This window comes from Kitasatospora sp. NPDC004745, assembly GCF_042873275.1.
Lineage (GTDB): Bacteria > Actinomycetota > Actinomycetes > Streptomycetales > Streptomycetaceae > Kitasatospora.
On the sequence record NZ_JBIALK010000005.1, the window covers coordinates 215,978 to 241,875 of the forward strand.

The window sequence follows — 25,898 nt, forward strand, 5'->3', positions numbered from 1 at the left end:
GCATGGAGACCTCTTGTGAAGATCCGTCGCCCCCCGGCTCCTCGCCGCCGCCCCGGCCCCGGGAGCGACCACCTGACCGGGCCCTACGCCGGGCCGTAGACGGTGGCCAGGTCGTCGGTGGCCGGGTGGGTGCGGGCGGCGGGGCCGGCGGCGAAGGTGCGCAGGACGTTCTCGGTGACCTTGCGGACGAGGGCGCCGGCGCGGGCGTCGATGCCGTGGTCGGCGCCGGTGCCGCCGGGGCCGTGCGCGTCCAGGGCCTCGACCCAGCGCATCGTCCCGGTGGCGAACACCCCGGCGCCGCCGGGGAGGGTGTGGTAGGCGGTGTCGGCGTGCGAGGGCCGGCCCTCGCAGACCACCGGGGAGTGGGCGAGCACCTGGATCGGGCGCGGGGTGGGGAAGGCGGTGTCCACCCGGTCGTACTCGACGCCGACGAGGTGCGGGAAGGACGCCCCGGCGGCGACGCCGGTGCCCTCGAAGGCCCAGTGGTCCGCCGCGCGGACCACGTACGGGGCGTCCACCGGGTAGCCGTCGTAGAGGACGCCGAGCAGGGAGCTCTCGGGGTCGGCGCCGGGGTCGGCCCGGAAGTCGGTGGTGGCGGGTGCGCCGGCCAGGTGGCCCGGGTCCTGCGCCCAGGCGCCCTTGTAGCAGACCACCGTGCGGTCCGGGCCGAGCTCGGAGGGTTCGAGGCGGATCCGGCGGTAGCAGCAGTTGGCGCCGAGGACGGCCAGGTTGGTCCCGGCGTCGCGGGCCGCGGTGACGTGGGCGCGCTGCTCGGGGGACCAGTACTCGTCGTGGCCGAGGGACACGACGGTGCTCGCGCCGTGCAGCAGCCCGGGTTCGCGGGCGACGTCGATGCCGGTGGTGTAGGCGAGTGGCAGCCCGAGCCGCTCGGCGAGCGCCACCAGCGGGGCCTCGTAGACCAGGAACAGCCCGGCGCCGTGGTCGTAGTCGTACGGCCGGTCGAAGACGACCCGCAGCGAGCGGGTGGCGAGCCCGCCGGTGGGGCCGTTGTAGAGGCTGTGCCCGCCCCACTCGTTGTAGGCCTGCCAGGTGGCCGGGGCGCTCATCACCACCGTCCGGCCGGCGGTGGTGGCGGAGCGGACGGTGAGCGGGACGTAGCGCCGGCCGGTGCCGTCCTCGGCGTCCAGCCGCAGCAGGTAGGCGCCCTCGGGCCAGCCGGTGGTGTCCACGGCGAGGGTGCGCCGCCAGCCGGTGAGCACGGTGCGGGTGGCCGGGTCCACGTGCGGCGCCGGCTGTCTGCCGCCGGGGACGTGCTCGCGGCGCCAGACCAGGCGGGCGCGGGCGCCGCCGTACCAGCCGGCGCGGTAGGCGGAGACGGCGAAGGCGGTGGCCGGGGTGGAGACGTGCAGCCCGAACTGCTCGCCGGGCAGCACGCTGACGCGGTCGGCGAAGCCCTCGATGGCGTCGGCGGGGCCGGGGTCGGTGATCTCCCAGTCCGGGTCGCCGGGGAGGGACTGCTCGGTGCGCAGGCCGACGTGTTCGGCGGTGCCCGGGCCGCCCGCGTCGGGGGAGGGGTGCGGTGCGGGGGCGGGGTGGGGCGGTCCGGTGCCGCAGGAGGAGAGGGCCGCGGCCATCAGGCCCAGGCCCAGTACGCCGCGCCGGCTCGGTTCCGCCATCGTGGCCTCCCTGGTGTCCGATCGGGTCCGTCGCCGGGGTGCGACGGCTCGCTGCGCCGCCGCGCCGCGTCCGGACGCCGGACCGGGACGGCGGGCCGAGACGGTGGGTCACGACGGGTGGGTCACGACGCCGCGTCAGGGCGGGTGGGTACCGACGGCGGGTCAAGACGGTGGTCAAGACGGCGGGTCAACGCGCGCGGTCATCCTTACCCCTCGGGGGTGAGGTCTACGGGCCGCCGCGCCGGGTGGCCGTCCGCCGGCGGGGCGGCCCCGCCTCGCCGTGCACCGCGCCCGGGGCCGTCCGGGGGTACCCCGGCGTGTCCGGGCCCGCGGCCGCCCGGCCGTGGCGCCGTGTCACCTAGCCTGACCAGGCCCGCCGTCCGGCGGTCAGGGGGTCCGGCGCCGTGTGCCCGGCCGACCGTGGACAGGGGTGCGCGTGGTCTCGTCGGGTTCGGTCGGAGCTGGGTCGGCGCCCGTGAACCGCGGCTCGCGGTTCCGGGCGTGGTTGCTGGAAGGCCTGTCCGACATGGCCAAGCAGCACCCCGGCCCGCACGCGCAGGCCCCGCACGTGAAGGGCCAGCGCTGGTGGCGGGTGATGTGCCTGACCGGTCTGGACTACTTCTCCACGCTCGGCTACCAGCCCGGCATCGCCGCGCTCGCGGCCGGCCTGGTCTCGCCGATCGCGACCCTCGTGCTGGTGGTCGTCACCCTGCTCGGCGCCCTGCCGGTCTACCGCCGGGTGGCGCAGGAGAGCCCGCACGGCGAGGGCTCCATCGCGATGCTGGAGCGGCTGCTCTCGTTCTGGCAGGGCAAGCTCTTCGTCCTGACGCTGCTGGGCTTCGCGGGCACCGACTTCATGATCACCATCACCCTGTCGGCCGCCGACGCGACCGCGCACCTGGTGGAGAACCCGCACCTGCACACGGCGCTGGACGGCAAGCAGGTGCTGATCACGCTGATCCTGATCGCGCTGCTCGGCGGGGTCTTCCTGAAGGGTTTCGGCGAGGCGATCGGCCTGGCCGTCGTCCTGGTCGGGATCTACCTGGCGCTCAACGTCGTGGTGGTGGTCAACGGTCTCTGGCACGTGCTCAAGGCCCCGCACCTCTTCGCCGACTGGACGGACGCGCTCATCGCCGAGCACGGCAACGCGATCGCCGTGATCGGCGTCGCCCTGATCGTCTTCCCGAAGCTCGCGCTCGGCCTGTCCGGATTCGAGACCGGCGTCGCCGTGATGCCGCACATCGAGGGCGATCCGGAGGACACCGAGGAGAAGCCGACCGGCCGGATCCGCGGCGCCCGCAAGCTGCTCACCACCGCGGCCGTGATCATGAGCTGCTTCCTGATCACCACCAGCTTCATCACCACCCTGCTGATCCCCCCGGACGACTTCAAGACCGGGGGCCCGGCCAACGGTCGGGCGCTCGCCTACCTCGCGCACGAGAACCTGGGCAGCGCCTTCGGCAGCGTCTACGACCTGTCCACCATCGCCATCCTCTGGTTCGCCGGCGCCTCCGCGATGGCCGGACTGCTCAACCTGATGCCCCGCTACCTGCCCCGCTACGGCATGGCCCCGCACTGGGCCCGGGCCGTGCGCCCCACGGTGATCGTGCTGACCCTGATCGCCTTCCTGGTCACCTGGCTCTTCGACGCCAACGTCGACGCCCAGGGCGGCGCCTACGCCACCGGTGTCCTGGTGCTGATCAGCTCGGCCGCCATCGCCGTCACCATCGCCGCCCACAAGGCCGCCCAGCGCCGCTGGACGGCCGGCTTCGCGGTGATCGCCGCGGTCTTCCTCTACACCACTGCCGTGAACATCGCCGAGCGGCCGGACGGCGTCAAGATCGGCGCCTGCTTCATCGCCGGGATCATGCTGGTCTCCTTCCTGTCCCGGCTCAAGCGGGCCTTCGAACTGCGCGTCACCGACGTGGTGCTGGACGACGTGGCGGAGCGCTTCGTCCGCGACTACATGCACCGCCCGCTGCGGCTGATCGCCAACGAGCCGAACAGCAGGGACCTCGCCGAGTACCGGGACAAGATCCACCAGATCCGGCGCGACAACGACATCCCGGCCGAGGACGACCTGGTCTTCGTCGAGGTCACCGTGCTGGACCCGTCCGACTTCGAGGCCGAGCTCACGGTGCGCGGGGAGGTCCTGCACGAGCGCTACCGGGTGCTCTCGCTGGAGAGCTCCAGCGTGCCGAACGCGCTGGCCGCGCTGCTGCTGCGGGTGCGCGACCTCACCGGGCAGCAGCCGCACATCTACTTCGAGTGGACGGAGGGCAACCCCTTCGCCCAGTTCCTGCGGTTCCTCCTGTTCGGGCAGGGCGAGATCGCGCCCGTGACCCGGGAGGTGCTGCGGGAGGCCGAACCGGAGCGCGGGCGGCGGCCGGCGGTGCACGTCGGCTGACGGCGTCGCCACGGCCCGGTGTCCCCGGGGGCCCGCGGCGGGGCAGCCGGTGCGGCCCGGTGGTCAGCGCCTCGGGTGGGACCGGCTCCAGGCCGGTGCGACGAAGGCCACCAGGGCGACGGCGAAGCCGAGTTGGAGCAGGTGGCGGATCCAGTCGATGCCCGAGGTGTGGCGCACGCCGATCCAGCCGGAGACGGCGTTGCCGAGCCAGGCTCCGGCCGCGCCGAGCAGCATGGTCAGCCACCAGGGGATCGACTGCGGGCCGCGCAGCAGCAGCTTGGCGAGCAGGCCCAGCACGAAGCCGATCATCAGGATCCACAGGAGCTGGAACATCGCGGTCCACCTTCCGGGCGCGGCCGGAGGGGTACCGGTGCGCCGCATCGCCGAAGACACGGTTCGTCCCATGATCGCCCGGTTCCGCCCGCCGGGCATGTCGGCGCGAAGACCCGCAGGTCAGCGAGGTGTGCCACGGTAAACATCATGTGGCGGTGACGTGTGGGGAGCGAAAACGCGCCGATGAGCGGGCCGGAAACCCACTGTCCGTCAGGGGCGGGCGCCGATAGGAATGTGCCTGGCGCGGACCCGCCGCGTCACCGAGAGGAGCCCCCCGTGAGTCGACTCCGCGCTGCCGTCATGACCCTCGGCTGTACCGCCGCCGCCCTCACCCTGACCATGGGCACCGCACAGGCCGCGCCCGGCGACACCACCACCATGTGCGGATCCTCGCTGACCCCCAGCGGCTTCGTGGACGTCCAGTGGTGGAACAGCGGCGGCTGCGGCTCCGGCTTCAACCCGAACACCAAGAAGATCATGCAGCTCACCGGCTACCCCGTCGGCACCGTCGTCAACGCCTGCGGCTCCACCTGGCCGCCGGCCGGCTGGACCATCGTCAGCAGCTTCTACAGCGCCGGCTGCAAGTACTCCGCGGTGCCGAGCCTGAACGACAACTCCTGGCAGCTCAAGCGCGTCTCCTGACGCCCGTCGGGAGGCGGCGGGCTCCCGCCGGCCCGACCGCTGCAGGCCCGGACACCCGCAGGTCTCAGCGGTCCAGCACCGCCTCGACGGCCTCGCGGACGTCCGGATGCGGGTCCCCGGCGAGGCCGGCCAGCAGCGCCGCGACCCCGGGGGTGGACCAGCCGCCGACGGCCCACACCAGCTCGGTGCGCACCCCCGGGTCCGGATGGGCGGCGAGCCGGGCGAGCCGGTCCACCGGCCCGCGGCGGCGCATCCCGAACCAGTGCAGGGCGGCCCGCAGTTCGGCGGCGTCCCCCGGCTCGCCGGCGGCGTCCAGCCGTGCCAGCAGCACCGGCACGGGCGGCGGCGGGCCGTCCAGCGGGTGCGGAAGGCGCTCGCGCAGCCGGCGGCCGCCGTACTCGCCGCGGATCCGGCAGCCGTAGCAGGTGCAGGGCCGGGTGCCGTGGGCGTCCGGCCGGTAGCGCCAGCCGGCGACCTGGGGCACCGGGCGGATCCGGTGCACCTCGCGGGGGCCCGCCGCCCGCGGCACGAACACCTCCCAGCCGCGCGGATCGGCCAGTGCACCGATCCGGCGCACCGCCTCGGCGGCCGGCAGCCGCTGCTGGGCGGCCTGCGCGCGGTCCCGGTAGTGCCCGGCCAGTACCGGCTGCGCGTCGTCCAGCCGGAGGTGCACGGCGACCAGCGGGCCCCGGGCGCCGAACCGGGCCAGCTCGCGCAGCCACTGGTGGGTCAGCGGGTAGGACGGCAGCACGGGGAAGCAGTACAGCCCGCGTGCGCCGCCCTGCCCGCGGCTGTCGGCCCGGATCCCGGCGCGGCGGATCCGCGGCGCGTTCGCCGCGGCGGTCAGGTGCACGAACATCGCCATGGAGGGGGACGTTAGGGCCTCGCCCGGGCGGGGCGCGAGGGGATTTCGGATACCTCCCGGTATCGCCAGGTGCCTTCCGGTACGGGCGGGCCGGGCCCGGGCCGTGGCCGTCTGCCAGAATCGCCGCATGGCTGAGCATCGCGGCGAGGACGGCTACCTGCTGGACAACCGGCAGTCGGAGGCCGGCGCCCGCTTCGGCGCCCTCGCCGAGCTGTTCGACCCGGTGACCTTCCGGCACGTCGACCGGCTCGGGATCGGCCCCGGCATGCGCTGCTGGGAGGTCGGTGCCGGCGGCCCCTCCGTCCCGCTCGGACTCGCCGAGCGCGTCGGCCCCACCGGTGAGGTCGTCGCGACCGACATCGACGTGTCCTGGACCGCCGGTGCGGCCGGCGGCGTGATCCGGGTGCTGGCCCACGACGTGGCGGCCGACCCGCCGCCGCCCGGCGGCTTCGACCTGGTGCACGCCCGGCTGGTGCTGGTCCACGTCGCCGACCGTGCGGAGGCCCTGCGCCGGATGGTCGGGGCACTGCGCCCCGGTGGCCGGCTGCTGCTGGAGGACGCCGACCCCGCCCTGCAGCCGCTGCTGTGCCCGGACGAGTCGGGCCCCGAGCAGCGGCTCGCCAACCGTCTGCGGGCCGGCTTCCGGACCCTGATGGCGGCCCGCGGCGCGGACCTCTCCTACGGCCGGACGCTGCCGCGGGTGCTGCGCGAGGCGGGCCTGGTCGACGTCCGGGCCGACGCGTACTTCCCGATCACCTCGCCGGCCTGCGCCGTGCTGGAGGACGCGACCGTGCGGCAGATCCGGCACCACCTGACCGGGCAGGGGCTGGCCACCGACGAGGAGATCGACCGCCACCTCGCGAACGTCGCCGCCGGCCGGCTGGACCTGGCCACCGCCCCGATGGTCTCCGCCTGGGGCCGCCGCCCGTAGGGCGTGTCCGGCGTCGCGCGCTCGGCACGATCCGCCGGGCCGGCCCTGAGGGCATGTCCGGCTACGCGGCGCCCGTCCGGCGGCTGATCAGGGCGGCGAGGCCGTCCAGGATCCGTTCGAGGCCGAAGTCCAGGGCCTGGTCACGGCCGCCGGGTTCGGCCATGGCGGCGGCGACGGCGGGGTAGCGGTCGGCGTGCCGGTGCACCACCGTGCCCAGGGCGGCGAGCAGGTCGGCCTCGGGGGAGCCGTCCGGGCCGGCGGCGCGGGACTGTTCGGCGATGCTGCGGACGTGCCCGGCGAGCAGTACGGCGGCGTCCATGCGCTCGGGGCCGGTCAGTCCGTGGCCGTCGAGGGCGGCCACCACCCGTTCCAGCCAGGCGAGTTCCCTCGGGCCGATGACCCGGGGGCCGACGGTGGCGTCCAGCAGCCAGGGGTGGCGGTCGAACGATCCGGCCAACAGCCTTGCCCAGGCGGTGAGTTGCTCCCGCCAGCCGAGCTCGGGCCCGGCAGCCGGCGGGTCGCCGGCGGCGGACTCGACCATCAGGGCGACGAGTTCGGCCTTGCCCGGCACGTACCGGTACAACGACATCTTGGTGAACTCCAGCAGCCCGGCGACCTTCTGCATGGAGACGGCGCCCAGGCCCTCCGCGTCGGCGATCTCGACGCCCGCCGCGGCGATCCGCTCCAGGCTGAGGGCCGGCTTCGGGCCCCGGGTCGGCTTGGGGGCGGGGCTCCAGAGCAGTCGCACCACGGCGTTCGCCGGGTCGTCCGGCCCGACCGCGCCCTTCGGGGCGGCCGTGCCCTTCGGGCCGCTGGTGTCCGCCGCGCCGGTCGCGTCCGCCGGGCCTGCGGGGTTGGCCGGCCCTGCGGGGTTCGCCGCCTCGCTCACGTTCCGCTCCTGTTCCTGTGGTCGCCCCCGGTCCGGGGGTTGCCCTCGGCTTGAACTGTGTCTACCGTACACAGCAAGCAAACAGTGTCCGGTGGACACAGTTCTTCGTCCCTATCGAACGGAGCACTCCCATGAGCACCAAGGTCCTGATCTCGGGTGCGAGCATCGCCGGCCCCGCCCTGGCGCACTGGCTGGGCCGGTACGGATTCGAGGTCACCGTCGTCGAGATCGCCCCCGCGCTGCGCGGCGGCGGCCAGAACGTCGACTTCCGCGGCCGGACCCACCTGACCGTGCTGGAGCGGATGGGCGTCCTCGACGAACTGCGCGCACTCGACACCGGAGGCTCCCCGATGACCTTCCTCGGCCCCGACGGGCGACGACTCCTGCACCTGCCGGCCGAGTTCGCGGGCGGCGAACTGGAGATCCCGCGCGGCGAGCTCGCCCAGCTGCTCCACCGGCACAGCCGGAACCGCGCCGAGTACGTCTTCGGCGACACGATCACGGCCCTGGAGGAGACCCCTCGCGGGGTGCGGGTCGCCTTCCGGCACGGCGCGCCGCGGGAGTTCGACCTGGTGATCGGTGCCGACGGGCTGCACTCCACCGTCCGCCGGCTCGCCTTCGGCCCCGAGCAGCGCTTCGTCCGCCACCTGGGCTACTACGCGGCGACCTGGCAGCTGCCCAACGACCTCGGCCTGCCGCCCGGCTCCCTCGGCCTCAACGTCCCCGGCCGGCTGGCCGCGCTCGGCGGCGACCACCGCGACCCGACCAGGGCGGGCGCCTTCTGCCTCTTCGCCTCGCCCGAGCTGAGCTACCACCGGCACGACCAGGACCAGCAGAAGGCCCTGGTCCACCGGGCCTTCGCGGGCCTCGGCTGGGAGGTGCCCCGCCTGCTGGACAGCCTGCGGGACACCCCCGAGCTGTACTTCGACTCGATCAGCCGCGCCGACGTCCCCAGCTGGTCCACCGGCCGGATCGCGCTGCTCGGCGACGCCGCCTGCGGAGCCACCATCGGTGGCATGGGCACCGGTACCGCCGTGGTGGCCGCGTACGTGCTGGCCGGCGAACTGGCCCGCTCCGGCGGCGACCACCGCACCGCCTTCGGCCGTTACGAGGCGCTGCTGCGCGACTACGCCCGGGGCTGCCAGAAGGGCGGTGACCGCACCGGCCCCTTCCTGGCGCCGCGCACCGCCGCCGGCCTGCGGGTGCGTAACGGCCTGCTGAACCGGCGCTGGATCCTGGACCGGATGCTGCAGCTGGGTCAGGAGGTGTCCAGCGTCGAGCTGCCCGACTACGGGCGCGAGCCGTCCGTCCGGGTCAGTGCTGCGGGCTGATCCGGGTGCCGCCGTCCAGCACCCCCTCCACCTGGACGTTCGCCCGGACCGGGCGCTCCACGGCCAGGGTGTGGTCCGGAGCGGGCCGGTCGGCGGACCAGTCCGGGCCCTTGACGGCGAGCCGGGCGACCCGCCGGCTGCCCGCCGCCAGCAGGAACTCGGTGCCCTGCGGGGAGCGCCACCAGGCCCAGCCCACGGTGTCCTGCTCGAACCGGCTGCACGCCCGGCCCGGGCCGCCGCCGGTGCGCTGCGGCCCCCGGGCGGCGGGCAGCAGGACGGCGGTGGCGGCGCTGCCCTCGCCGGTCCAGCGGTCGGCGCGCAGGCAGACCCAGGACGCCGAGCCCGCGTTCTGCGGCAGCGGCTGCACCGCGAAGGCCCACAGGTTGAGCTGCTTGACGCCGGGAGTGCCGTCCGGAGCCGCGCAGCCCGCCCGGGCCCAGGCCTGCAGCGCGTCCGGGCCGGTGGCCTCGCGCGGCTCGCGCGCCGGCTGGTTGCGGTCCGGGGGCGGCGTGTAGCTGAGGTGGGCGGGGACGAGCCCGCCGAGGTCGGCCAGCAGGAAGGCGTGCTTCTCCGCGATGACGGGGGAGGAGTGCAGTTGGAGCACGGTGGCGCCCCGGCAGTCCGTCAGCACGCCGCCCGGCGCCGCCGGGGTGAGGCCGTCGGGGTGCTCCAACGGGCGGGCGGGGGTGTCGGGCTGGTCGATCCGGCGGGTCTCGGCGGCCTCCACCCAGGGGGCCAGCAGGTAGCGCACGGAGGTTCCCTGGCGGCGCAGCACCACCGCGCCGGCCGTCGTGACGTCCGAGTCGTCGGCCCGGGCGAGGTCGAGGCCGCCGCCGCGTCCGTCGGTGTAGCGGGCCAGCCGCTGCCCGTCGTACAGCAGGACGACGGCGGCGCCGTCCACCGTCCCGGCGTAGAGCAGCCGTGGCGCGGTGACCGGCGGCGCGGTGTCCGCGCCCGGTTCGGCGCGGGTCTGCGGGCCGGGACGCTCCCAGGCGGTCAGCGCGCGGCCGAGCAGCGCGGCGTCCTCGCGGCGGTCGCCGCGGGCCGGCCAGGCGGTGAAGTCGACCCGGGCGGTGTGCTGCCACAGGTCCGCGGGCACCCGGACCAGGTGCGCCGGATCGGCCGTGGCGCCGGCGGGCGGGGCGGGCGCCGGCCGGGTGGTGGAGGCGGCGGGGCCGGTGCCGGTGAGCACGGCGGCCGTGGTGGTGAGGCCGAGCGCGCCGACCAGCAGCACGGCGGTCAGCGCCCGGCGGCGGCGCAGCAGGTCGGTGGGCTGGACCCGGACGGCGCACGGGTCGAACGCGGACGGGTCGAACGCGGACGGGTCGAAGCTCCTCGTGTCGAACGCGGACGGGTCGAAGGCGCCCGGCTCCGGGGCGGACGGGTCCGGCTCCGCCTCCGAGCCGACGCCGGCTGCCGCGTGGAGGGCCTGCTCGGGCTGCTCGACCCCGGCGTGCCGCAGCACTTCCGCGGCCTCCGCGCCGGTCAGCCCCTCCACGGCGCGCAGCGCGAACGCGGCCCGGGCGGGTGCGTCGAGCGCCGCGAGCGCGTGGTCCAGTGCGGCGTCCTGTTCGCCGCCGTGCGGGGTGAACAGCCGCAGGCCCCAGACCCGGGGTGCCAGCAGCCGGCGGGCGGGACGGGGGCGCAGTGCGTCGCGCAGCACCCGCAGCCGCAGTGCGGCGTAGACCGGGTCCTCGTCGGCCGGCGCCGGGTCGGCCGGGCGGGACCAGCGGGACGGCAGGGCGCGCTGGACGGCCGTGTGGGCGGCGAGGACGCGGCTGTGCCGGTCGCGGTCCGCGGGCAGCGCGAGGTACGCGAGCCGGACCAGCCTGCGGTAGTGGCGCACCAGGGCGGCCTCGGCCCGGGCCACCGGGCGCGCGGCGGTACCCCGGGCGGGCGCCGCCGAGTCCACCGTCCGTTCTGCCAACGGGCCCTCCCCGGAGTCGTCGGTGCTGTCGTGGTGGACGGTCCAACGAGTCGATCATGTGATGGTTGCGCCGTCCGGGGTCGCCGGCCGCCCGCGGGCCCGCTGCTGCGGCGGCGGGGGCGAGGGGGTGCGGGGTCGGGGGCGAGGGGGTGCGGGGTCGGGGGTGCGGCCGCGCCCGGGTGTCGCCGGGAACGTGCGAGCGGATGTCGGAGGGGTGTTCGGCCAGCGGGGGCCTTGGTCCCTCCCGTTCAGCCCCTTGGCCCCTGGCGGTCCGCGCGGCCGGGAGCGATGCTGCCGGTACGGCCGGGACGATCCGTGCCCGGGCGGAGTAGCGTCGTGGACGAGGTGAACCGGCGTGCGGCATGCCACCGTCGAATCAGTGATGACCAGCCCCGTGGTCCGGGTCGCGCCCGAGACCGGCTTCCGGGAGATCGTGGCGCTGTTGACCGACTACGACATCACCGGGGTGCCGGTGGTGGACGCCGAGGGGCGGCCGCTCGGTGTGGTGTCCGAGGCGGACCTGCTGCGCACCCTGGCCGCGCAGGAGGATCCGGGCGCCCTGCTGCCGGCCCCGGAGGCGGCGCCGCCTCCGGGGCCGGGCGGGGCCGTCACCGCCGCGGACCTGATGACCGGGCAGCCGGTCTGCACCACCCCCGGCACCAGCGTGGTGGCGGCGGCCCGGCTGATGAGCCGGCACGGGCTGAAGCGGCTGCCGGTGCTGGACGAGGAGGGGCGGGTGATCGGCATGGTGAGCCGCGGGGACCTGCTGCGGGTGTTCCTGCGCGAGGACCGGGTGATCCGGCGCGAGATCGTGGAGGAGGTGCTCGGCCGGGTCGAGGGGGTGAGCCCGGCGGAGGTAGGCGTCGAGGTCGACCAGGGGCGGGTGGTGCTCAGCGGGACGGTGCCGGAGCAGCACCTGGTGCCGATCGTGCTCAACCTGTGCCGCTCGGTGGACGGCGTGGTGTCGGTCACCGACCGGCTGGAGGCCGGGGGAGCGGCCGCACCGGTGGGCTGATCCGCCGATCGTTCGAGCTGCCCGGCACGGACCGGAGCGATCCGGTTCGCATACTGCGGAGCGTATCGGGTAACTCACTCTGTGTGCCCGGCGGTTCGGATCCCCGGGGCGCCGGAGCCCAGGGGAGGCGGCCGTGGCAGTCGTGTTCGACGCAGACTTCACTTCGACCAGGCAGTGGATCGCGGGGCGCAGCAGCGCCTATCCCCGGATGGGGCCGACCAACCGGAGCGACCACAAACTCGACTACCTCGGCCGCGCCTACTGCCCGGGCGGCGTGTTCACGGCCGTCCGGCGACTGACCGGCGGGCTGTGGACCTGCAGTCTGCTCACCACCGAGGGCAGCCCGGACGGCTTCCAGGTGCACACCGGGGACGTCGTGTCGGCCCGGGTGACGCTTCCCCTCCAGCTGGGCGCCTGGCCGGCGATCTGGACCTGGCGGGATGGCGGCAACGAGGTCGACCTCTTCGAGTACCACCCCGACAACCCGGACCTGCTGGAGATCTCCAACCACGTCCGGGGCGGCTTCCGCTACTGGCACGGCGCCGGCGCCGGGATCGCGCCGGGCGCCACCTTCGACCTGCGGGTCGTGCTCGGCGCCAACTCGGTGGACTGGTACGTCGACGGCCAGCTGGTCTACGCGGACCTGCACGGGGTCGGCCCGGGCTGGCACGCGTACCTGATCGTGAACCTGTCGGTCGCGGACGGGACGTACCACGACCGGCCGCCGCTGGGCGGGCCGGACCGGCTGAGCTGGGTGTGCCACAGTCTGCGGGTCGAGCGCTGAGAGGTCCAGCACTGAGAGGTCCAGCACTGAGGGGTCGGGCGCTGAGGGGGCGTGGCCGAGCGGACGGGGCCGAGGGGAGTCGGCAGGTCTCAGGGGGCGAACCCGGCGGTGATCGGGCCGCGCGGTCCGGAGCGCTGGAACCAGACCGTCCGGCGCTGCGGGCCGATGTGGGCGGGGTGCGTCACGTACAGGTCGTCGCGCGGGGCGCGCTCGTTGCCGGGTGACAGCGCGGCGTCCACGGCGCGTTCGGCGAGCGCGTGCAGCAGGGCCGTGGCGGTGGCCTCGGCCGCGTCCGGTGCGATGGCGAGCGCGGTGAGCTCGTCCCAGAGCGCGGTGGACACGTAGGCCACCGGGGAGTGCCCGAGGGCCGGGTGGGGGTGCGGGTCCCCGTGGCGCCGGAGCACCCCGGCCGCGACGAGCTGCTCGGGTGAGCGGCGGTCGGCCGGCGGGTGGTGGTTCATGGGCGGCAACGCTACCCCGGTGGCGGCGCACCGGGCGCCGGAACGTTTTCTCAGGCTTTCCTCACGACGCTTCGGCCGGTCGCGGGCGCACGATGGTGGTAAGGCGCTCATCGCCTCGACGGGCCCCGCGGCGGGGCCGGAGGAGGAGGTCCTGATGAGGCACTGGCACACGAACGGGTACGGCCACGGCCACTGGCTGGGCGGCTGGGGCATCGCGATCGCGGTGATCGGCTCGCTGGTGGTCCTGGTGGTCCTGGTGCTCGCCGCCATCGCCCTGTTCCGGTACATCACCCGCTCGCGGCGGCCGGTCCCGTACGGGGCGCCGGCCGCGGGTGCGGGTCCCGCGGCGCCGGGTGCCGGCCGGGCGGGTCAGGGTTGGGGCGGGGCCCACGGGTCGGCGGCGGGCCCGACGCCCGAGCAGGTGCTCGCGGAACGGTTCGCGCGCGGCGAGATCGACGCGGAGGAGTACCGGCACAGACTCGACACGCTCCGCTCGGCGGACGGGCCGGGCGGTGGTTGACCCGGGCCGGTGACCCGGGGGCAGGGGAGGGCCCGCCGCACCGGGGTGTGCGGCGGGCCCGTGCGCGGTCCGCGCGGCGCCGTCGGCCGTCAGGGTGCGGACCTTCGGCGGTCGGTCGCGGAGGTCCGTGTGCGGCCCGGCACGGCCCGGGCGGGGGCGGGTCCGGCGGGAGTCGGCCGCCGGACGCCGGGACGCCGCCCGGGCCGGGCGCGGAGACTACTCGACGACGAGCTCGACCGGGATGTTGCCGCGGGTGGCGCGGGAGTAGGGGCAGACCTCGTGGGCCTGCTTGACCAGCAGCTCGCCGGTCTCGCCCGCGAGCGCCTCGGGCAGCTCGACCCGCAGCACGACGGCCAGGCCGAAGCCGGCGCCGTCCTTGCCGATGGACACCTCGGCGGTCACCGAGACCTCGCTGGTGTCGACCCGCGACTGGCGCCCGACCAGGCCCAGCGCGCTCGCGAAGCAGGCCGCGTAGCCGGCCGCGAAGAGCTGCTCGGGGTTGGTGCCCTGCCCGTTGCCGCCGAGCGCGGCCGGCATCGCGAGCGCGAGGTCCAGCTGCCCGTCGGAGCTGACGGCGCGGCCCTCCCGGCCGTTGGCGGTGGCGGCTGCGGTGTAGAGCGCGTCCATGGTCCGTTCCCTTCGTCTCCTGTGGCGGCCGCGGGGCCGCCCTTCGCCATCAAGTAGAGCACGCAATTCAATTGCGCACAACTCAATAGCGCGGATGCGATCGGTACGATGGGGGCATGACCACGCTCCCCGGCATGGCGGACGAGGAACTGCTCCGCCTCGACCAGCAGATCTGCTTCTCGCTGAACGCGGCCTCCCGCGCCTTCGGCGGCGTCTACCGGGTGCTCCTCAAGGACCTCGGGCTCACCTACCCCCAGTACCTCGTCATGCTCGTGCTCTGGGAGGACGGCGAGCTGCCCGTCAAACGGATCGGCGAGCGCCTGCGGCTCGACTCCGGCACGCTCTCCCCGCTGCTGAAGCGGCTGGAGGCGGCCGGGTTGGTCCGGCGCGAGCGCAGCCCGCAGGACGAGCGCTCCGTTACCGTCGCCCTGACCGCGGAGGGCGCCGCGCTGCGCGAGCGCGCCGGGCAGGTGCCGCGCCGGCTGCTCTCCGCGACCGGGCTGCCCGTCGAGGACCTGGCCGCACTGCGGGTGCTGCTGGAGCGGGTGACCGTCGCGCTGGACTCCTCGGCGGTGGAGCCCGTGCCGTAGGGGCGGGGCCTGTGCCCGGGGGTCGGGCCCCGCGTCGCGGGGCCGGGTGGGGTGGCCGGTGCCGTGAGGCTGTCAAGTCGGCGGCCCGTCAGGTGTGACGTGGGTCACGTGGCCCGCGCGGTGCGGCGCTCCCCGGCGGCGAACCGGCAGGTCAGCGGTGGTGTTCGGAAGTGACCGGAAACGGTCGCCAATTGTCCGCCCGATCCGGTCGACAACCCGCATCCCCCGGACGGTTACACCACGAGCCCCCAAGGGGCCGTCGGCGTGCCACCCGGTGGGCCGGCCAGCTGACCCACGGAAGGGGGGCGTGTGTGCTGAACACCCCCGGGCCGGGCGAGAGGCGGGGCCTGCGGGCGGACCCGCTCGACGACCTGCCGGCCGACTTCGAGGCCTTCTTCACCCGCGAGAACCCCGGCTACCTCCGGTACGCCCAGCAGCGCCTGCGCCACCGCGAGGACGCCCAGGACGCCGTCCAGAACGCGGGCGCCACGCTGTACAAGAACTGGCGCCGCGCCCTCGCCAGCGCGGACCCGCGCGCCTTCGCCTTCAAGGTCGTCAAGGACGCGGTGGTCGACCAGCTGCGCGAGCGCCGCCGGGCCGAACGCAAACGGCTGCGGGTGATCGCCCAGCACCGGCCCGACACCAGCCAGGACGAACTGGAGCGGCTCGCCGAACTCGACGCCCTGGACTGGGCCATGGAGGAGCTCACCCGCGCCGCCCCCGTCCAGGCCGACGTCGTCCGGCTGCGCCAGTCCGGCCTGTCCTACCCCGACATCGGCCACGCCCTCGGCATCGCGCACACCACCGCCCGCACGTACTACAGCCTCGGCCGGCGCCACCTGGAGTACCTGCTGGAGCACCCGGACGACGGGCCGGCGCAGTGAAGGTCGCCGAGCTGCTGCGCGCGGACGCCGCCGTGCTCGAGCGCGAGCTCCGCGACCACGACCCGGCGGCGTTCACCCGCCGGCTGGCCGAGCGCCTGGCCGCCGCCCGCCGACCCGCCCCGACCGCGCGCGAGCGGCCGGCCCGCCCGCCCGCGGCCGCCCGTCCGCCGCACGCCCACGACCGCGCCCCGGGGGCCGGCGGCCGGGCCGAGCTCCGCCGGGACCTGCGGCACCTGTGCGCCGCCGTGGCGGGAGCGGCGGAACCGGGGGAGCTGGCGCTGGACCTGGAGCTGGCCGAGAAGACCGCCTTCCGCACCCTCGGCTGCCTGCTCTACGGCATGGGCCGCGCCGCCGACGGCGTCTTCTGGTGGCGGATCGCCGCCCAGTACGGCGACCAGCTGGCCGTGCACTGCCTGGCCGTGCACTACACGGCCGAGGGCGAGGCCCGGGACGCGGCCCGCTGGGCCGCCCAGGCCCAGGACCTCAGCGCCCCGGGCCGGCTGCCCGCGCTCGCCCCTGAGGCCGGTCCGGCCGGCGCGGCGCGGCTGGCGCGGACGCTGGCGGAGGACTACGACGGGGAGATCCTGCTGACGCTGCGGGACGTGCTGGACGTGCGCCCCGGCGCGGACGACGGGCCGCGCCTCGGCCTGCGGTCGGTGCGCGGGCGGGGGGTGGTGCGGATCCGCTGAGGCGGGTGGGCGGCGGGCCCGGGGCCGCCCGCCCGGCCCCGGGCCCGCAGGTGGGCGCGCAGGCGGACGGGAGGCCTCAGGCGAGCGCGGTGAGGGCGTCGCCGAGGTACTTCGCCCCGAGCACCGCCAGCACCGTGGTCGTGATCGCCGTGTTGTGGGCGGCCATCCAGGCCTTCCACTCGCCGAGCACCCGGGCCGAGCGGTCGCCGCCGAGCAGGTCGACCCCCAGCGGAACCAGCGTGCACAGCGAGCCGACCAGCACCATCAGCGCGCCGGCCGCCGCCTCGCCCCCGGGGCCGGCGCCGCTGGTCGCGATCGAGGCGGCCCCGCCGACGGCCAGCACCAGGTTCTTCGGGTTGGCCGCGACCAGCACGACCCCCAGTCCGGCGGACCGTCCCGGGGTGAAGCGGTCGACCGCCCGCATCCACTCCGGCGGCGCGGCGACGTGCCCCTCGCGCGGGCGGTCGCGCCACTGCTTCGCGGCCAGCAGCACGAACAGGGCGCCGAGCACCAGCCGCAGCCAGGACGACCAGGTCGGGGCGGCGCCGCCCGGGCCCGTGCCGCCGCCCGCCAGCACCACCACCGCCACCACCCCGGCCAGGCCGGCCACCCAGCCGGCCGTGAAGGCCGCGCCGCAGGCCCGCCCGCGCGGCGTGGCGAGCATCAGGACCACGGTGACCAGTGCGAGCGGACTGACGGCAATGCCCACCGCCGACACCAGCATCGCGCCGACCGCCTCGCCCATCCCCACTCCCGCCTCCGGGCCGCCCGACCGGGTCCGTCGGCACCGGTGCTCCGTTCCGTCGCCCGACACGCGTCCCGCCCATTCAGCTACGGCCGGGGCCGCCGTGCACGGGCTCCGCCGCCGTCCGGGTGAGTCGCCGGGTCGGGGCGGGGCGGGTCGAGCCGGGGCGTCGCGGTGGGCCAGGCGGTCGGGCCCGCAGCCGGGGCGGCGCCCGCGCCGAACGCCCGAGGGCCGCCGCACCTCACCGGTGCGGCGGCCCTCGGGCGCGTCACTCGTCACTCGTCACGCGGGGGACCCGGGCGATCAGTCGTTGCCCGACTCGATCGCCGCGTTGTCCAGCGCGGTGGACTCCGCCGGGTCCGCGTCGGAGCTGCCGGCCGCGATCGGTGCGGCCCCGCCCGGGGACAGCTCGCCGATCAGGCCGCTCCACGGCGCCAGCTGGCCGTGCACCGCGTACTGCTCCAGCTTGCTGCGCGAGTCGGCGATGTCCAGGTTGCGCATGGTCAGCTGGCCGATGCGGTCGTCCGGGACGAACGCGGCGTCGACGCTGCGCTCCATCGACAGCTTCTCGGGGTGGTAGCTGAAGTTGGAGCCCTGGGTGTCGATGACCGAGTAGTCCTGGCCGCGCCGCAGCCGCAGCGTGACGCTGCCGGTGACCGGGTGGCCGATCCAGCGCTGCATGCTGTCCCGGAGCATCAGCGACTGCGGGTCGAACCAGCGGCCCTCGTAGAGCAGCCGGCCGAGGCGGCGGCCCTGGGTGTGGTACGTGGCGAGGGTGTCCTCGTTGTGGATGGCGTTGAGCAGCCGCTCGTAGGCGATGTGCAGCAGCGCCATGCCCGGGGCCTCGTAGATGCCGCGGCTCTTGGCCTCGATGATCCGGTTCTCGATCTGGTCCGACATGCCGAGGCCGTGGCGCCCGCCGATGCGGTTGGCCTCGTGGACCAGGGCGACGGCGTCGGCGAACTCCTGGCCGTTGATCCGGACCGGGCGGCCGAACTCGAACTCGACGGTGACGTCCTCGGTCGGGATCTCGACCGCCGGGTCCCAGAAGGCCACGCCCATGATCGGGCTGACGATCTCCAGCGAGGCGTCCAGGTACTCCAGCCGCTTGGCCTCGTGGGTGGCGCCCCAGATGTTGGCGTCGGTGGAGTAGGCCTTCTCCGCGGAGTCCCGGTAGGGGAGGTCGCGCTCGGCGAGCCACTCCGACATCTCCTTGCGGCCGCCGAGCTGGTCGACGAACGCCTGGTCCAGCCACGGCTTGTAGATCCGCAGGTTGGGGTTGGCGAGCAGGCCGTAGCGGTAGAACCGCTCGATGTCGTTGCCCTTGTAGGTGGACCCGTCACCCCAGATGGAGACCTCGTCGTCCTGCATCGCGCGGACCAGCAGGGTGCCGGTCACGGCGCGGCCGAGGGGGGTGGTGTTGAAGTACGTCTGCCCGGCGGAGCGGATGTGGAAGGCGCCGCAGGCGAGCGCGGCGAGGCCCTCCTCGACCAGGGCCGCCCGGCAGTCCACCAGGCGGGCCTGCTCGGCGCCGTAGGCGCGGCCACGGGCCGGCACGTCGGCGAGGTTGGGCTCGTCGTACTGGCCGATGTCGGCCGTGTAGGCGTAGGGGACGGCGCCGTGCTCGCGCATCCACGCGACCGCGACGGAGGTGTCCAATCCACCGGAGAATGCGATGCCGATCCGTTCACCGACCGGCAGCTTGCTCAAGACCTTCGACATGAATGCACCCTTGACCCGCGCGGCGCGGGCTCCTGACTTAGCGACGTGTGAGTGGGATTCGGCGTATCCGATGCCCCGCACTTTGGCATAGGTTTGCAGAGTAACGCAAGAGAATACGATCGCGTACGGCGGGGGCGGTCGCTCGGGGCGCCGCCGCCCGCCGCGGCCGGCGGTGTCAATCCGGCCTTCTCGCAGTCGTGTTGGGCCGGCCGTCGGCTTCCGGTCGGGCTGGTTCCGGGGTCGAGGTGGTCGGTCGTGGGGCGGGGACAGGGCGGTCGGGGTCGGGAACGGGGTGGTGGGAGCGAGGTCGGGGGGCGGGCTCAGGGGGTGGGGTCGGCGTCCGGGCCCCGGGTGCGCAGGCGACGGACGTGCTCCAGCGACTCGCGCAGTTCGGTGAGCCAGCTGTCGGAGTGGCGCTGCACCAGGCGGACGCACCAGGCGAGCGCCTCGCTGCGGCTGCGGGCGACGCCCGCCTCCACCAGCGTGTCGAGCACCTGCCGTTCGGGCTGGCGCAGCCGGGTCATGACGGGGGAGGAGACGGTGGTGAACATGCCCCGCAGGTCGCCGCACTCGGCGCCCCAGGAGACCTTGCGGCCGTAGCGGCGCTCGGCCTCGCGGGCGACGCCGATCCGGGCGTCCCTGGTCCGGTCGCGGAACTCGGCGATCCGGCCCTCGAAGGCCGCCTCGCGTTCGGCGTCCGGCGCGGCGCCGTCGAGGTCCGGCTCGGGGATGCGGCCGACGACGGTGATCTCCTCGCGGTCGGCGGTGATCTCGACGATCTCGGTGTAGAGGTCCGCGGGGAGGCGGCCGGTGAACCATCCCCGGAGTTCTTCGGGTGAGGTTGTAATCATGTAATCAGCATTACTCGCTGTGCGGAGATGGGCAAGGGCCGGGAAAGGACCTGTGGGGAGCGATTCAGCGTGCGGCGGGTACGGACGTCCGAGAAGCCGGCACCCGGGCGCGCAGCCAGGCCGTCCGGGCCGCGAGCACGCCGATCCCCAGGGCCACCAGGTGCCCGGCGTCGGCCAGTTGCTGGTCCAGCGCCCAGGCCACGGCCAGGGCCGCCGCGAGCACCGGCGGGCCGTACCGGCGCAGCGGTGCCGGGCCCAGCGCCACCAGGCAGCCGACCGTCGCCACCAGCCCGTAGCTGATCCCCACGTCACGGGCGCGGGACAGCGCCCCCGGGATCCGGGCGGTGAGCATCACCCACATCGCGCCCTCGGTCAGCAGCGTCGCCCCCAGGTGACCGGCGACGAAGACCGCGCCCGCCCGGGCCGGCCCCCAGCGCCACTCCGCCAGCCCCAGCGCCACCGCGACCGCCGCGATGCCCGCCCAGGCCGGCACCCCGTCGACCACCAGGCCGCTGGTGAACATCGTCCACCACTTGCCCACTTCCATGTGGTGGACGTTGCTGCTGTTGTGCCGGACGAACCGGGCCCGCGCCGCGTGGCCCTGACCGGCCAGCCACCAGGCCGTCACGGTCAGCAGCAGCACGTACGCGGTGGTCAGCCGCAGCCGGGCCGCCACGCGCAGCGCCGGGTGGCGGGTGTCGGGTCCGGAGCCGGTACCGGAGCCCCGGTCCGCGGGGGCCATCGTTCCGCCGTGCTGCCTCATCGTGCCCGTCGCCCCCGCTGTGCGCTGCCCGGTGCTGCCCCGGGTGGTGGTGACCGGTGCTGGCGCCCGGCCGGTCCCCGGCGGCCCGCCCCGGCGGTCGGATCGCCAGCGTACGCCAGCCGCCGACCCCGGCAGGGCGGCCGCGGGCGCCCCCGTCCCCCGATTGCAGCAGCGGGCCTGGCAGGTACGGGCCGCAGCACGGAGGGTCGGGAGGAGGGCGGTGAAGGGAGGCGGATCGGATGCGTGACGCCGACGGCGACGGACTGGACGGCGGGTTCACCTCCGCCGTGCTCGAGGCGCTGTTCACCTCGGCGCCCCTGGGCCTGTACGTCCTCGACGGGGACCTGCGCGTCCTGCGCTACAACACCGCCGCGCGGGGACTGCGCGGCCTCCCCGTCGAGGAGGTCCTCGGCCGGCGCCTGGACGAGCTCGTCGAGGGCTTCCGCACCACCGAACTCGCCGCGCTCGCCCGTGAGGTGCTGGCCACCGGGCGGCCGCTGCGCGGCTACCCGCTGCGGGGCCGGCTGCCGGACGCGCCGGAGCGCGAGGCGGCGGTCTCGGTCTCGGTGTTCCGTCTGGAGGGCCTCGCCGCGGACCGCCACGGACTGGCCGTCGCGGTGGAGGACGTCACCGAACAGGAGGCCGCCCGGGACCGCCTCGACGTTCTGCACGAGGCCCACCGGCTGATCGGGACCACCCTGGACGCCGTCACCACCGCCGAGCAGCTCGCCGAGGTCGTGGTGCCCGCGCTGGCCGACGCCGCCGTGGTGCACGTGCTCGACGAGCTGCTGCGCGGCGAGCGCCGCCGGCCCGGACCGGTGGCCGCCGACCGCCCGTTGCGCCGGGCGGCCGTCCGCACCGCCGGCCCCGGCTGGTCCCTCGCCGGCGACGCCCTGGAGACGCTGCCGTTCGCGACCCCGTTCAGCCGCGCCCTGGAGGACGGCCAGGCGCGCCTGATGGCGCGGCTGGGCGACGACGGTGCCCGGGCGGCCCTGGGCGCCGAACGCGCCGACCGGCTCGCCGCCGCGGGCGTCCACTCGCTGATGACGCTGCCGCTCACCACCGCCGACGCCGTCCAGGGCGTGCTCACCCTCTACCGCGCCGCACGCCCGGAGGCCTTCACCGGGGACGACCTCGACCTCGCCGAGCAGGTCGCCTCCCGCGGGGCCCTGAGCATCGACAACGCCTGCAGCTACCTGCGCGAGCGGACCACCGCCACCGCCCTGCAGCGCCACCTGGTGCCCAGCCGCACCCCCGAGCTCTCCGCCGTCGAGACCGCCCACCTCTACCTGCCCGCCACGGCGGGAGGGGACTGGTTCGACGTCATCCCGCTCTCCGGCGCCCGGGCCGCCCTGGTCGTCGGGGACGTCTTCGGCCACGGCCTCGAGGCGGCCGCGGCGATGGGCCAGCTGCGCACCGCCGTCCGGAGCCTGGCCGTGCTCGACCTGCCGCCGGACGAGCTGCTCGCCCGGCTCGACGAGACCGCCGCCCGACTGGACGGGACCACCGCCCGGCCGGACCCGGCGGACCGGTCCACCGTCCCGGCCATCGCGACCTGCACGTACGCGGTCTACGACCCCGTCACCCGGCAGCTCACCGCCGCCCGGGCCGGGCACCCCGAGCCGCTGCTGGTCTCGCCCGACGGCACCGTCTCCCGGCTCGACCTGCCGCCCGGAGCCGCCCTCGGTGCCCCGCCCGGGCAGCGGGAGGACCCGTACGAGGCGCTCACGATCGAACTCGCCGAGGGCACCGTCGTCGGCCTGTACACCGACGGCCTGGTGTCCGGTGACGAGAACGCCCCCGCCGCCCTGCGCCGCATCCTCGCCCAGCCCGACCGCCCCCTGCCGGACCTCGTCGACGCCGTGGCCTACGCGCTCGCCAGCGACCGGGCCGAGGACGACGCCGTCCTGCTGCTGGCGCGCACCCGGGGGCTGCCGGACGACCGGACGGCGAGCTGGACGCTGCCGCACGACCCGGCGGTCGTCGCCACCGCCCGCGAGCTGGTCCGCCACCAGCTGGCCGCCTGGGAGCTGACCGGGCCGGCCTTCGAGACCGAGCTGATCGTCAGCGAACTGGTCACCAACGCCATCCGGTACAGCGAGGGCCCGGTGCGGCTGAGACTGGTCCGCGACCGGCGGCTGATCTGCGAGGTCAGCGACTCCAGCAGCACCTCACCGCACCTGCGGCACGCCCGGGCCACCGACGAGGGCGGCCGCGGACTGTTCCTGGTGCGCCAGCTCAGCGAGCGCTGGGGCACCCGGTACGGCACCCGCGGCAAGACCGTCTGGACCGAACTGGCGCTGCCCGAGGACTGATCCCGCCCTCACCCGGAGGGCCGAACGCGCCCTCGCGCCGCGCCGCGCCCCGGGAGAGGGTGAAGCCCGGGGGGACCGCGCGCGGACCGTGGAGGAGGCACCGATGAGCGGCAGCACCACCCGGGCGGGCGAGCTGCACCGGCGCCCCTGGTGGGCCCGCCTCGCGCACGCCGCCTGGGCCTACGTACGCCGCGCCCCGGGCACCTACGTCTGGCTGGCGATCCTGCTCGTCACCACCCAGGTCATCCGCCACGTCGACCCGCTGACCGCGGACCGGATCCTGGAACGGCGCTCGACCAACCTGCACCACCTGCAGACCTCGCCGGTGCGCGTGCTGATCACCAGCGCGCTGTGGATCGCGGGCGGGGGCTGGCTGAGCTACTTCCTGCTCTACAACGTCTTCCACGTGCCCGCCGAGCGCTGGCTCGGGACCCTGCGCTGGATCTCGGTCGCGGCGGCCGCGCACGTCGGCGCGACCTACCTCAGCGAGGGCGTCCTCGGCTGGGCGATCCACCGGGGCCTCGCGCCGCCACGGGCCGTCTACACCCTCGACTACGGCGTCAGCTACGCGCTCGCCGGGGTCGTCGCGGTGCTCACCTACCTGATCGTGCGGCCGTGGCGGTACCTGTACGCCGCGGGCGTGCTGGGGTTCTACGCCCTGGGGGTGGTGCAGAGCCGGGACTACACCAGCGTCGGCCACTTCAGCGCGGTGCTGATCGGCCTGGCCTGCTACCCGATCACCCGGGGGCGGCCGGGCTCCTTCGACCCGGTCGCCACCGGGCGCCTGCTCCTGCGGCGGCTGCCGTGGCGGAGCCCCGGGTGACGCGCGGTGCGGCGTCGTCTGCGCGGTGCGGTTCGGTGCGGCGCGAGCGGCGTGGTCGGGCGGCTCAGCGGAGATGCCGTTCCTCCGGGGAACCGGGATGCCGCTCCTCCGGGGCGGGCGTGGTCAGGTAGGCGTTCAGCGGCGGCTCCTGGGCGAGCACCGCCCCCGCCGTGATCGCGAAGGTGACGGCGACGCAGATCGCGATCAGCCACGACAGGATCATCAGGACCAGGCCCAGGGAGCCGTACTGGCTCAGCGCGCGGTTCAGCGCGCCCGGCATGTAGATCCGGGCGCTCAGCGCCATCGTGGTCACCGCGGTGGCCGTCAGCAGGGCTCCGGGCAGCAGCGGGAGCCACAGGACCCGGCCGCTCAGCAACAGGTGGGTGGTCCACCACCAGACGATCAGGGACACCAGGAAGGTCAGCGGCAGGCCCAGCCACAGGCCCGCGCCGAAGCCGCTGCGCAGCGGGCCCTGGAACATCAGGACGGTCACCCAGCCCACGATCCACAGCACCCACCGCCACGCCGCGACCCTGGTGGCGGCCTTCGGCAGCCGCCACGCCCGCTCGCACACCCGGGACACCGCCCTGCTGCAACTGGTGGCCGACAGCAGGGCCATCACCAGGCCGATGTACCCGCTGGTCTCGCGGAGGTCCCCGGTGCCGTACAGCGACTGGTGGAGCTGCTGGTCCGCGGAGCCCGAGATGCCGAACAGCGAGCGGACCGACGAGACCAGCTGGTCCCGCACCCCGTCCGGGGCGAACGCGGCCACCGCGAACAGCAGCGGGACGGAGGTCAGGAAGACCTGGGAGGCCATCCGGGTGGCGGCGTCGAGCAGGCCGGGGGAGAGCAGGCGGGCCGTCAGCTCGGTGATCACCGGGAAGCGCCGTTCGGCCTCGGCCCGTCCGTGCTCGAACCGGGTGCGGGCCCGGACCAGCCGCGCCTGCCAGCGGGCGGCCACCTCCCTCGCCGACACCATCCCTCGGTCCTCCCACAGCCGGGCAACGATCGGCACCAGTCAAGGCGAGGCCGGGACGCTCCGCCACCGGGGGAGCCCGTTCGGGACGGCGGTGGCCTCGACGGGACGTCCGGCGCCCGCCAGGCGGTGGCCGTGGTGCGGCGTGCGTGGCGCCTGCGGGGAGGTGAGGCCTGCCGGCGGCGAGGTCTCGGGACCGTGCGGTCGTCGCCAACTGCCCGCTCCTGTCAGGCCTTTCACCTGTCCGCGTCGCCACCTCTCCGGGCCGGTGTCTCCGGGCCGGTGTCTCCGCCGCCCGTCGGCCTGGTGAGGTCAGCGCGTGCAGGAGTACGTGAAGGTGGTGTCGGCCCGGAGGGCCTGCGGGGCGAGGATCTCCACGACGGCGTCGGCGCGCATGCTGCCGGGGCCGTCGAAGGTCCAGCGCAGCACCAGGCCGACCTGGCGCTCCCCGGAGCGGACCGGTTGGGACAGCTCGCCGGAGGTCATGCCGTCGCTGCGCAGCCAGTGGTAGCGGATGGTGCCCGGGTGGCCGTCGGTGGTGACGGTGGCGGTGATGACGGCCGTCCCGCCGCAGGACGGCCCGGCCGCCGGATCGGCGGCGACGGTGACGCCGGTGACGGTGAGCGGCGGGTCGGTGCGGCAGCGGTTGAGGAGCAGGGCCAGCAGGGCGAGCAGCACGGCCGCCCAGACCAGCCAGCTGGCCGCCCGGCGCCGGGCGGGCCGTCGGGGCGGATCGACGGGCGCGGCGGTACCGCGCCAGGCCGCGGCGGCCCTCGGGGGGACGCCGGGGCCGAAACGGCGCAGCTCGGGGGCCGTCGGCGCGGGGGCGGGCTGGGGGACGGGTCGGGGGGCCGGCCCGGGGCCGGCCTCGGAGGTGGCGGTCACGGTGGCGGTGGTGGTGGGTGGGGTGGCCCAGGCGGTGGGGTCGAGGGCGGTGGCGACTGGAGCCTCCTCGGTCCGGTCGGTGGGGCCCGGGTGGTCGGTGTGGTCTCGGTTGGGTGGGGTGGCCCAGGCGGTGGGGTCGAGGGCGGTGGCGACCGGAGCCTCCTCGGCCCGGTCGGTGGGGCCCGGGCGGCCGGTGGCCGGGGAGGGGTGGGCGGGCGCGGGTCCGCCCGGGGTGAGGCGTTCGGTCGGTTCGTCGTCGGGAGCGGGTCCGGTACGGGGCACGGGG

Annotated in this window: 25 protein-coding genes; 12 read left to right on the top strand and 13 right to left on the bottom strand. The window is 75.6% G+C overall.

Annotated features, from left to right (window positions below):
- Positions 1-83: 83 nt before the first annotated feature.
- Positions 84-1,637: a N,N-dimethylformamidase beta subunit family domain-containing protein gene (locus ACFYUY_RS12260; protein WP_387900273.1), complete on the bottom strand. Its 1,554-nt coding sequence runs from the start codon at positions 1,635-1,637 to the stop codon at positions 84-86.
- Positions 1,638-2,163: 526 nt separating this feature from the next.
- On the opposite strand from ACFYUY_RS12260, the gene ACFYUY_RS12265 reads away from it, so the two are divergent.
- Positions 2,164-4,044 carry an amino acid transporter gene (locus ACFYUY_RS12265; protein WP_387900274.1) on the top strand — a complete coding sequence of 627 codons (1,881 nt, stop codon included), beginning with the start codon at positions 2,164-2,166 and terminating at the stop codon, positions 4,042-4,044.
- A 63-nt stretch (positions 4,045-4,107) separates the two neighbouring features.
- Here ACFYUY_RS12265 and ACFYUY_RS12270 read toward each other — a convergent pair whose 3' ends face one another.
- Positions 4,108-4,377 carry a GlsB/YeaQ/YmgE family stress response membrane protein gene (locus tag ACFYUY_RS12270; RefSeq protein WP_387900275.1) on the bottom strand — a complete coding sequence of 90 codons (270 nt, stop codon included), beginning with the start codon at positions 4,375-4,377 and terminating at the stop codon, positions 4,108-4,110.
- A gap of 276 nt (positions 4,378-4,653) precedes the next feature.
- On the opposite strand from ACFYUY_RS12270, the gene ACFYUY_RS12275 reads away from it, so the two are divergent.
- Complete coding sequence (locus ACFYUY_RS12275; protein ID WP_360206173.1) at positions 4,654-5,019, top strand: hypothetical protein; 366 nt, start codon at positions 4,654-4,656, stop codon at positions 5,017-5,019.
- A 64-nt stretch (positions 5,020-5,083) separates the two neighbouring features.
- On the opposite strand, the gene ACFYUY_RS12280 is transcribed toward ACFYUY_RS12275, so the two are convergent.
- The gene (locus tag ACFYUY_RS12280; RefSeq protein ID WP_387900277.1) at positions 5,084-5,884 is read right to left on the bottom strand and encodes a HEAT repeat domain-containing protein; all 801 of its coding nucleotides are present in this window, start codon (positions 5,882-5,884) and stop codon (positions 5,084-5,086) included.
- 127 nt (positions 5,885-6,011) lie between these two features.
- On the opposite strand from ACFYUY_RS12280, the gene ACFYUY_RS12285 reads away from it, so the two are divergent.
- Positions 6,012-6,815, top strand: a complete 804-nt coding sequence (locus tag ACFYUY_RS12285; protein WP_387900279.1) for a class I SAM-dependent methyltransferase — start codon at positions 6,012-6,014, stop codon at positions 6,813-6,815.
- A 61-nt stretch (positions 6,816-6,876) separates the two neighbouring features.
- On the opposite strand, the gene ACFYUY_RS12290 is transcribed toward ACFYUY_RS12285, so the two are convergent.
- Positions 6,877-7,704, bottom strand: coding sequence for a TetR/AcrR family transcriptional regulator (locus ACFYUY_RS12290; RefSeq protein WP_387900280.1), 828 nt, complete (start codon positions 7,702-7,704; stop codon positions 6,877-6,879).
- Between the two features lie 131 nt (positions 7,705-7,835).
- On the opposite strand from ACFYUY_RS12290, the gene ACFYUY_RS12295 reads away from it, so the two are divergent.
- Positions 7,836-9,035: an FAD-dependent monooxygenase gene (locus tag ACFYUY_RS12295; RefSeq protein ID WP_360206165.1), complete on the top strand. Its 1,200-nt coding sequence runs from the start codon at positions 7,836-7,838 to the stop codon at positions 9,033-9,035.
- Here the strand turns inward: ACFYUY_RS12295 and ACFYUY_RS12300 are convergent.
- Positions 9,019-10,962, bottom strand: a complete 1,944-nt coding sequence (locus tag ACFYUY_RS12300) for a hypothetical protein (protein WP_387900282.1) — start codon at positions 10,960-10,962, stop codon at positions 9,019-9,021. The two genes, ACFYUY_RS12295 and ACFYUY_RS12300, sit on opposite strands and share 17 nt — an antisense overlap.
- Positions 10,963-11,344: 382 nt before the next feature.
- Between ACFYUY_RS12300 and ACFYUY_RS12305 the strand changes: the two genes are divergently transcribed.
- Together ACFYUY_RS12305 and ACFYUY_RS12310 are read left to right on the top strand one after the other, a co-directional pair.
- A complete protein-coding gene (locus ACFYUY_RS12305; RefSeq protein WP_360206159.1) occupies positions 11,345-11,977 on the top strand; it encodes a CBS domain-containing protein in 633 nt (210 codons plus the stop codon).
- 133 nt (positions 11,978-12,110) lie between these two features.
- Positions 12,111-12,761 (top strand): beta-glucanase, encoded by a 651-nt coding sequence (locus tag ACFYUY_RS12310; protein ID WP_360206157.1) that lies wholly within the window; start codon positions 12,111-12,113, stop codon positions 12,759-12,761.
- Positions 12,762-12,850: 89 nt separating this feature from the next.
- Here ACFYUY_RS12310 and ACFYUY_RS12315 read toward each other — a convergent pair whose 3' ends face one another.
- Complete coding sequence (locus ACFYUY_RS12315) at positions 12,851-13,222, bottom strand: hypothetical protein (protein ID WP_387900284.1); 372 nt, start codon at positions 13,220-13,222, stop codon at positions 12,851-12,853.
- A 154-nt stretch (positions 13,223-13,376) separates the two neighbouring features.
- Between ACFYUY_RS12315 and ACFYUY_RS12320 the strand changes: the two genes are divergently transcribed.
- Entirely contained in the window at positions 13,377-13,742 is a 366-nt protein-coding gene (locus ACFYUY_RS12320; RefSeq protein ID WP_387900285.1) for an SHOCT domain-containing protein, read from the top strand.
- Between the two features lie 216 nt (positions 13,743-13,958).
- Here ACFYUY_RS12320 and ACFYUY_RS12325 read toward each other — a convergent pair whose 3' ends face one another.
- Positions 13,959-14,369, bottom strand: coding sequence for an organic hydroperoxide resistance protein (locus ACFYUY_RS12325; protein WP_360206149.1), 411 nt, complete (start codon positions 14,367-14,369; stop codon positions 13,959-13,961).
- 116 nt (positions 14,370-14,485) lie between these two features.
- Here ACFYUY_RS12325 and ACFYUY_RS12330 point away from each other — a divergent pair, with 116 nt between their 5' ends.
- From ACFYUY_RS12330 to ACFYUY_RS12340, 3 genes are all read left to right on the top strand, one after another.
- The gene (locus ACFYUY_RS12330) at positions 14,486-14,959 is read left to right on the top strand and encodes a MarR family winged helix-turn-helix transcriptional regulator (RefSeq protein ID WP_387900288.1); all 474 of its coding nucleotides are present in this window, start codon (positions 14,486-14,488) and stop codon (positions 14,957-14,959) included.
- A 311-nt stretch (positions 14,960-15,270) separates the two neighbouring features.
- A complete protein-coding gene (locus tag ACFYUY_RS12335; RefSeq protein WP_360206143.1) occupies positions 15,271-15,843 on the top strand; it encodes a sigma-70 family RNA polymerase sigma factor in 573 nt (190 codons plus the stop codon).
- Entirely contained in the window at positions 15,840-16,532 is a 693-nt protein-coding gene (locus ACFYUY_RS12340; RefSeq protein ID WP_360206140.1) for a hypothetical protein, read from the top strand. The genes ACFYUY_RS12335 and ACFYUY_RS12340 overlap by 4 nt, the downstream gene beginning before the upstream one ends.
- Before the next feature lie 76 nt (positions 16,533-16,608).
- On the opposite strand, the gene ACFYUY_RS12345 is transcribed toward ACFYUY_RS12340, so the two are convergent.
- From ACFYUY_RS12345 to ACFYUY_RS12360, 4 genes are all read right to left on the bottom strand, one after another.
- Entirely contained in the window at positions 16,609-17,277 is a 669-nt protein-coding gene (locus ACFYUY_RS12345) for a GAP family protein (protein WP_387900290.1), read from the bottom strand.
- A gap of 303 nt (positions 17,278-17,580) precedes the next feature.
- Positions 17,581-18,999: an argininosuccinate synthase gene (gene argG / locus ACFYUY_RS12350; RefSeq protein ID WP_387900292.1), complete on the bottom strand. Its 1,419-nt coding sequence runs from the start codon at positions 18,997-18,999 to the stop codon at positions 17,581-17,583.
- 320 nt (positions 19,000-19,319) lie between these two features.
- Entirely contained in the window at positions 19,320-19,850 is a 531-nt protein-coding gene (locus ACFYUY_RS12355; protein ID WP_387900294.1) for a hypothetical protein, read from the bottom strand.
- Positions 19,851-19,914: 64 nt separating this feature from the next.
- Positions 19,915-20,592 carry a rhomboid-like protein gene (locus ACFYUY_RS12360; protein ID WP_387900296.1) on the bottom strand — a complete coding sequence of 226 codons (678 nt, stop codon included), beginning with the start codon at positions 20,590-20,592 and terminating at the stop codon, positions 19,915-19,917.
- Positions 20,593-20,852: 260 nt separating this feature from the next.
- Between ACFYUY_RS12360 and ACFYUY_RS12365 the strand changes: the two genes are divergently transcribed.
- Both ACFYUY_RS12365 and ACFYUY_RS12370 read left to right on the top strand, forming a co-directional pair.
- On the top strand, positions 20,853-22,928 hold the full coding sequence (locus ACFYUY_RS12365; protein WP_387900298.1) for a SpoIIE family protein phosphatase: 2,076 nt from the start codon (positions 20,853-20,855) through the stop codon (positions 22,926-22,928).
- Between the two features lie 103 nt (positions 22,929-23,031).
- Positions 23,032-23,751, top strand: a complete 720-nt coding sequence (locus ACFYUY_RS12370) for a rhomboid-like protein (RefSeq protein WP_360206125.1) — start codon at positions 23,032-23,034, stop codon at positions 23,749-23,751.
- A gap of 64 nt (positions 23,752-23,815) precedes the next feature.
- On the opposite strand, the gene ACFYUY_RS12375 is transcribed toward ACFYUY_RS12370, so the two are convergent.
- Entirely contained in the window at positions 23,816-24,730 is a 915-nt protein-coding gene (locus ACFYUY_RS12375; protein ID WP_360206123.1) for a ribonuclease BN, read from the bottom strand.
- 309 nt (positions 24,731-25,039) lie between these two features.
- Positions 25,040-25,894: a hypothetical protein gene (locus ACFYUY_RS12380; RefSeq protein WP_387900300.1), complete on the bottom strand. Its 855-nt coding sequence runs from the start codon at positions 25,892-25,894 to the stop codon at positions 25,040-25,042.
- Positions 25,895-25,898: the final 4 nt, after the last annotated feature.

Coding starts and splice junctions, on each gene's coding strand:
- ACFYUY_RS12260 (WP_387900273.1), bottom strand. CDS start 1,637: ATGGCGGAACCGAGCCGGCGCGGCGTACTGGGCCTGGGCCTGATGGCC.
- ACFYUY_RS12265 (WP_387900274.1), top strand. CDS start 2,164: ATGGCCAAGCAGCACCCCGGCCCGCACGCGCAGGCCCCGCACGTGAAG.
- ACFYUY_RS12270 (WP_387900275.1), bottom strand. CDS start 4,377: ATGTTCCAGCTCCTGTGGATCCTGATGATCGGCTTCGTGCTGGGCCTG.
- ACFYUY_RS12280 (WP_387900277.1), bottom strand. CDS start 5,884: ATGGCGATGTTCGTGCACCTGACCGCCGCGGCGAACGCGCCGCGGATC.
- ACFYUY_RS12285 (WP_387900279.1), top strand. CDS start 6,012: ATGGCTGAGCATCGCGGCGAGGACGGCTACCTGCTGGACAACCGGCAG.
- ACFYUY_RS12295 (WP_360206165.1), top strand. CDS start 7,836: ATGAGCACCAAGGTCCTGATCTCGGGTGCGAGCATCGCCGGCCCCGCC.
- ACFYUY_RS12305 (WP_360206159.1), top strand. CDS start 11,345: ATGACCAGCCCCGTGGTCCGGGTCGCGCCCGAGACCGGCTTCCGGGAG.
- ACFYUY_RS12315 (WP_387900284.1), bottom strand. CDS start 13,222: ATGAACCACCACCCGCCGGCCGACCGCCGCTCACCCGAGCAGCTCGTC.
- ACFYUY_RS12320 (WP_387900285.1), top strand. CDS start 13,377: ATGAGGCACTGGCACACGAACGGGTACGGCCACGGCCACTGGCTGGGC.
- ACFYUY_RS12325 (WP_360206149.1), bottom strand. CDS start 14,369: ATGGACGCGCTCTACACCGCAGCCGCCACCGCCAACGGCCGGGAGGGC.
- ACFYUY_RS12330 (WP_387900288.1), top strand. CDS start 14,486: ATGACCACGCTCCCCGGCATGGCGGACGAGGAACTGCTCCGCCTCGAC.
- ACFYUY_RS12345 (WP_387900290.1), bottom strand. CDS start 17,277: ATGGGCGAGGCGGTCGGCGCGATGCTGGTGTCGGCGGTGGGCATTGCC.
- argG (WP_387900292.1), bottom strand. CDS start 18,999: ATGTCGAAGGTCTTGAGCAAGCTGCCGGTCGGTGAACGGATCGGCATC.
- ACFYUY_RS12355 (WP_387900294.1), bottom strand. CDS start 19,850: ATGATTACAACCTCACCCGAAGAACTCCGGGGATGGTTCACCGGCCGC.
- ACFYUY_RS12360 (WP_387900296.1), bottom strand. CDS start 20,592: ATGGCCCCCGCGGACCGGGGCTCCGGTACCGGCTCCGGACCCGACACC.
- ACFYUY_RS12365 (WP_387900298.1), top strand. CDS start 20,853: ATGCGTGACGCCGACGGCGACGGACTGGACGGCGGGTTCACCTCCGCC.
- ACFYUY_RS12370 (WP_360206125.1), top strand. CDS start 23,032: ATGAGCGGCAGCACCACCCGGGCGGGCGAGCTGCACCGGCGCCCCTGG.
- ACFYUY_RS12375 (WP_360206123.1), bottom strand. CDS start 24,730: ATGGTGTCGGCGAGGGAGGTGGCCGCCCGCTGGCAGGCGCGGCTGGTC.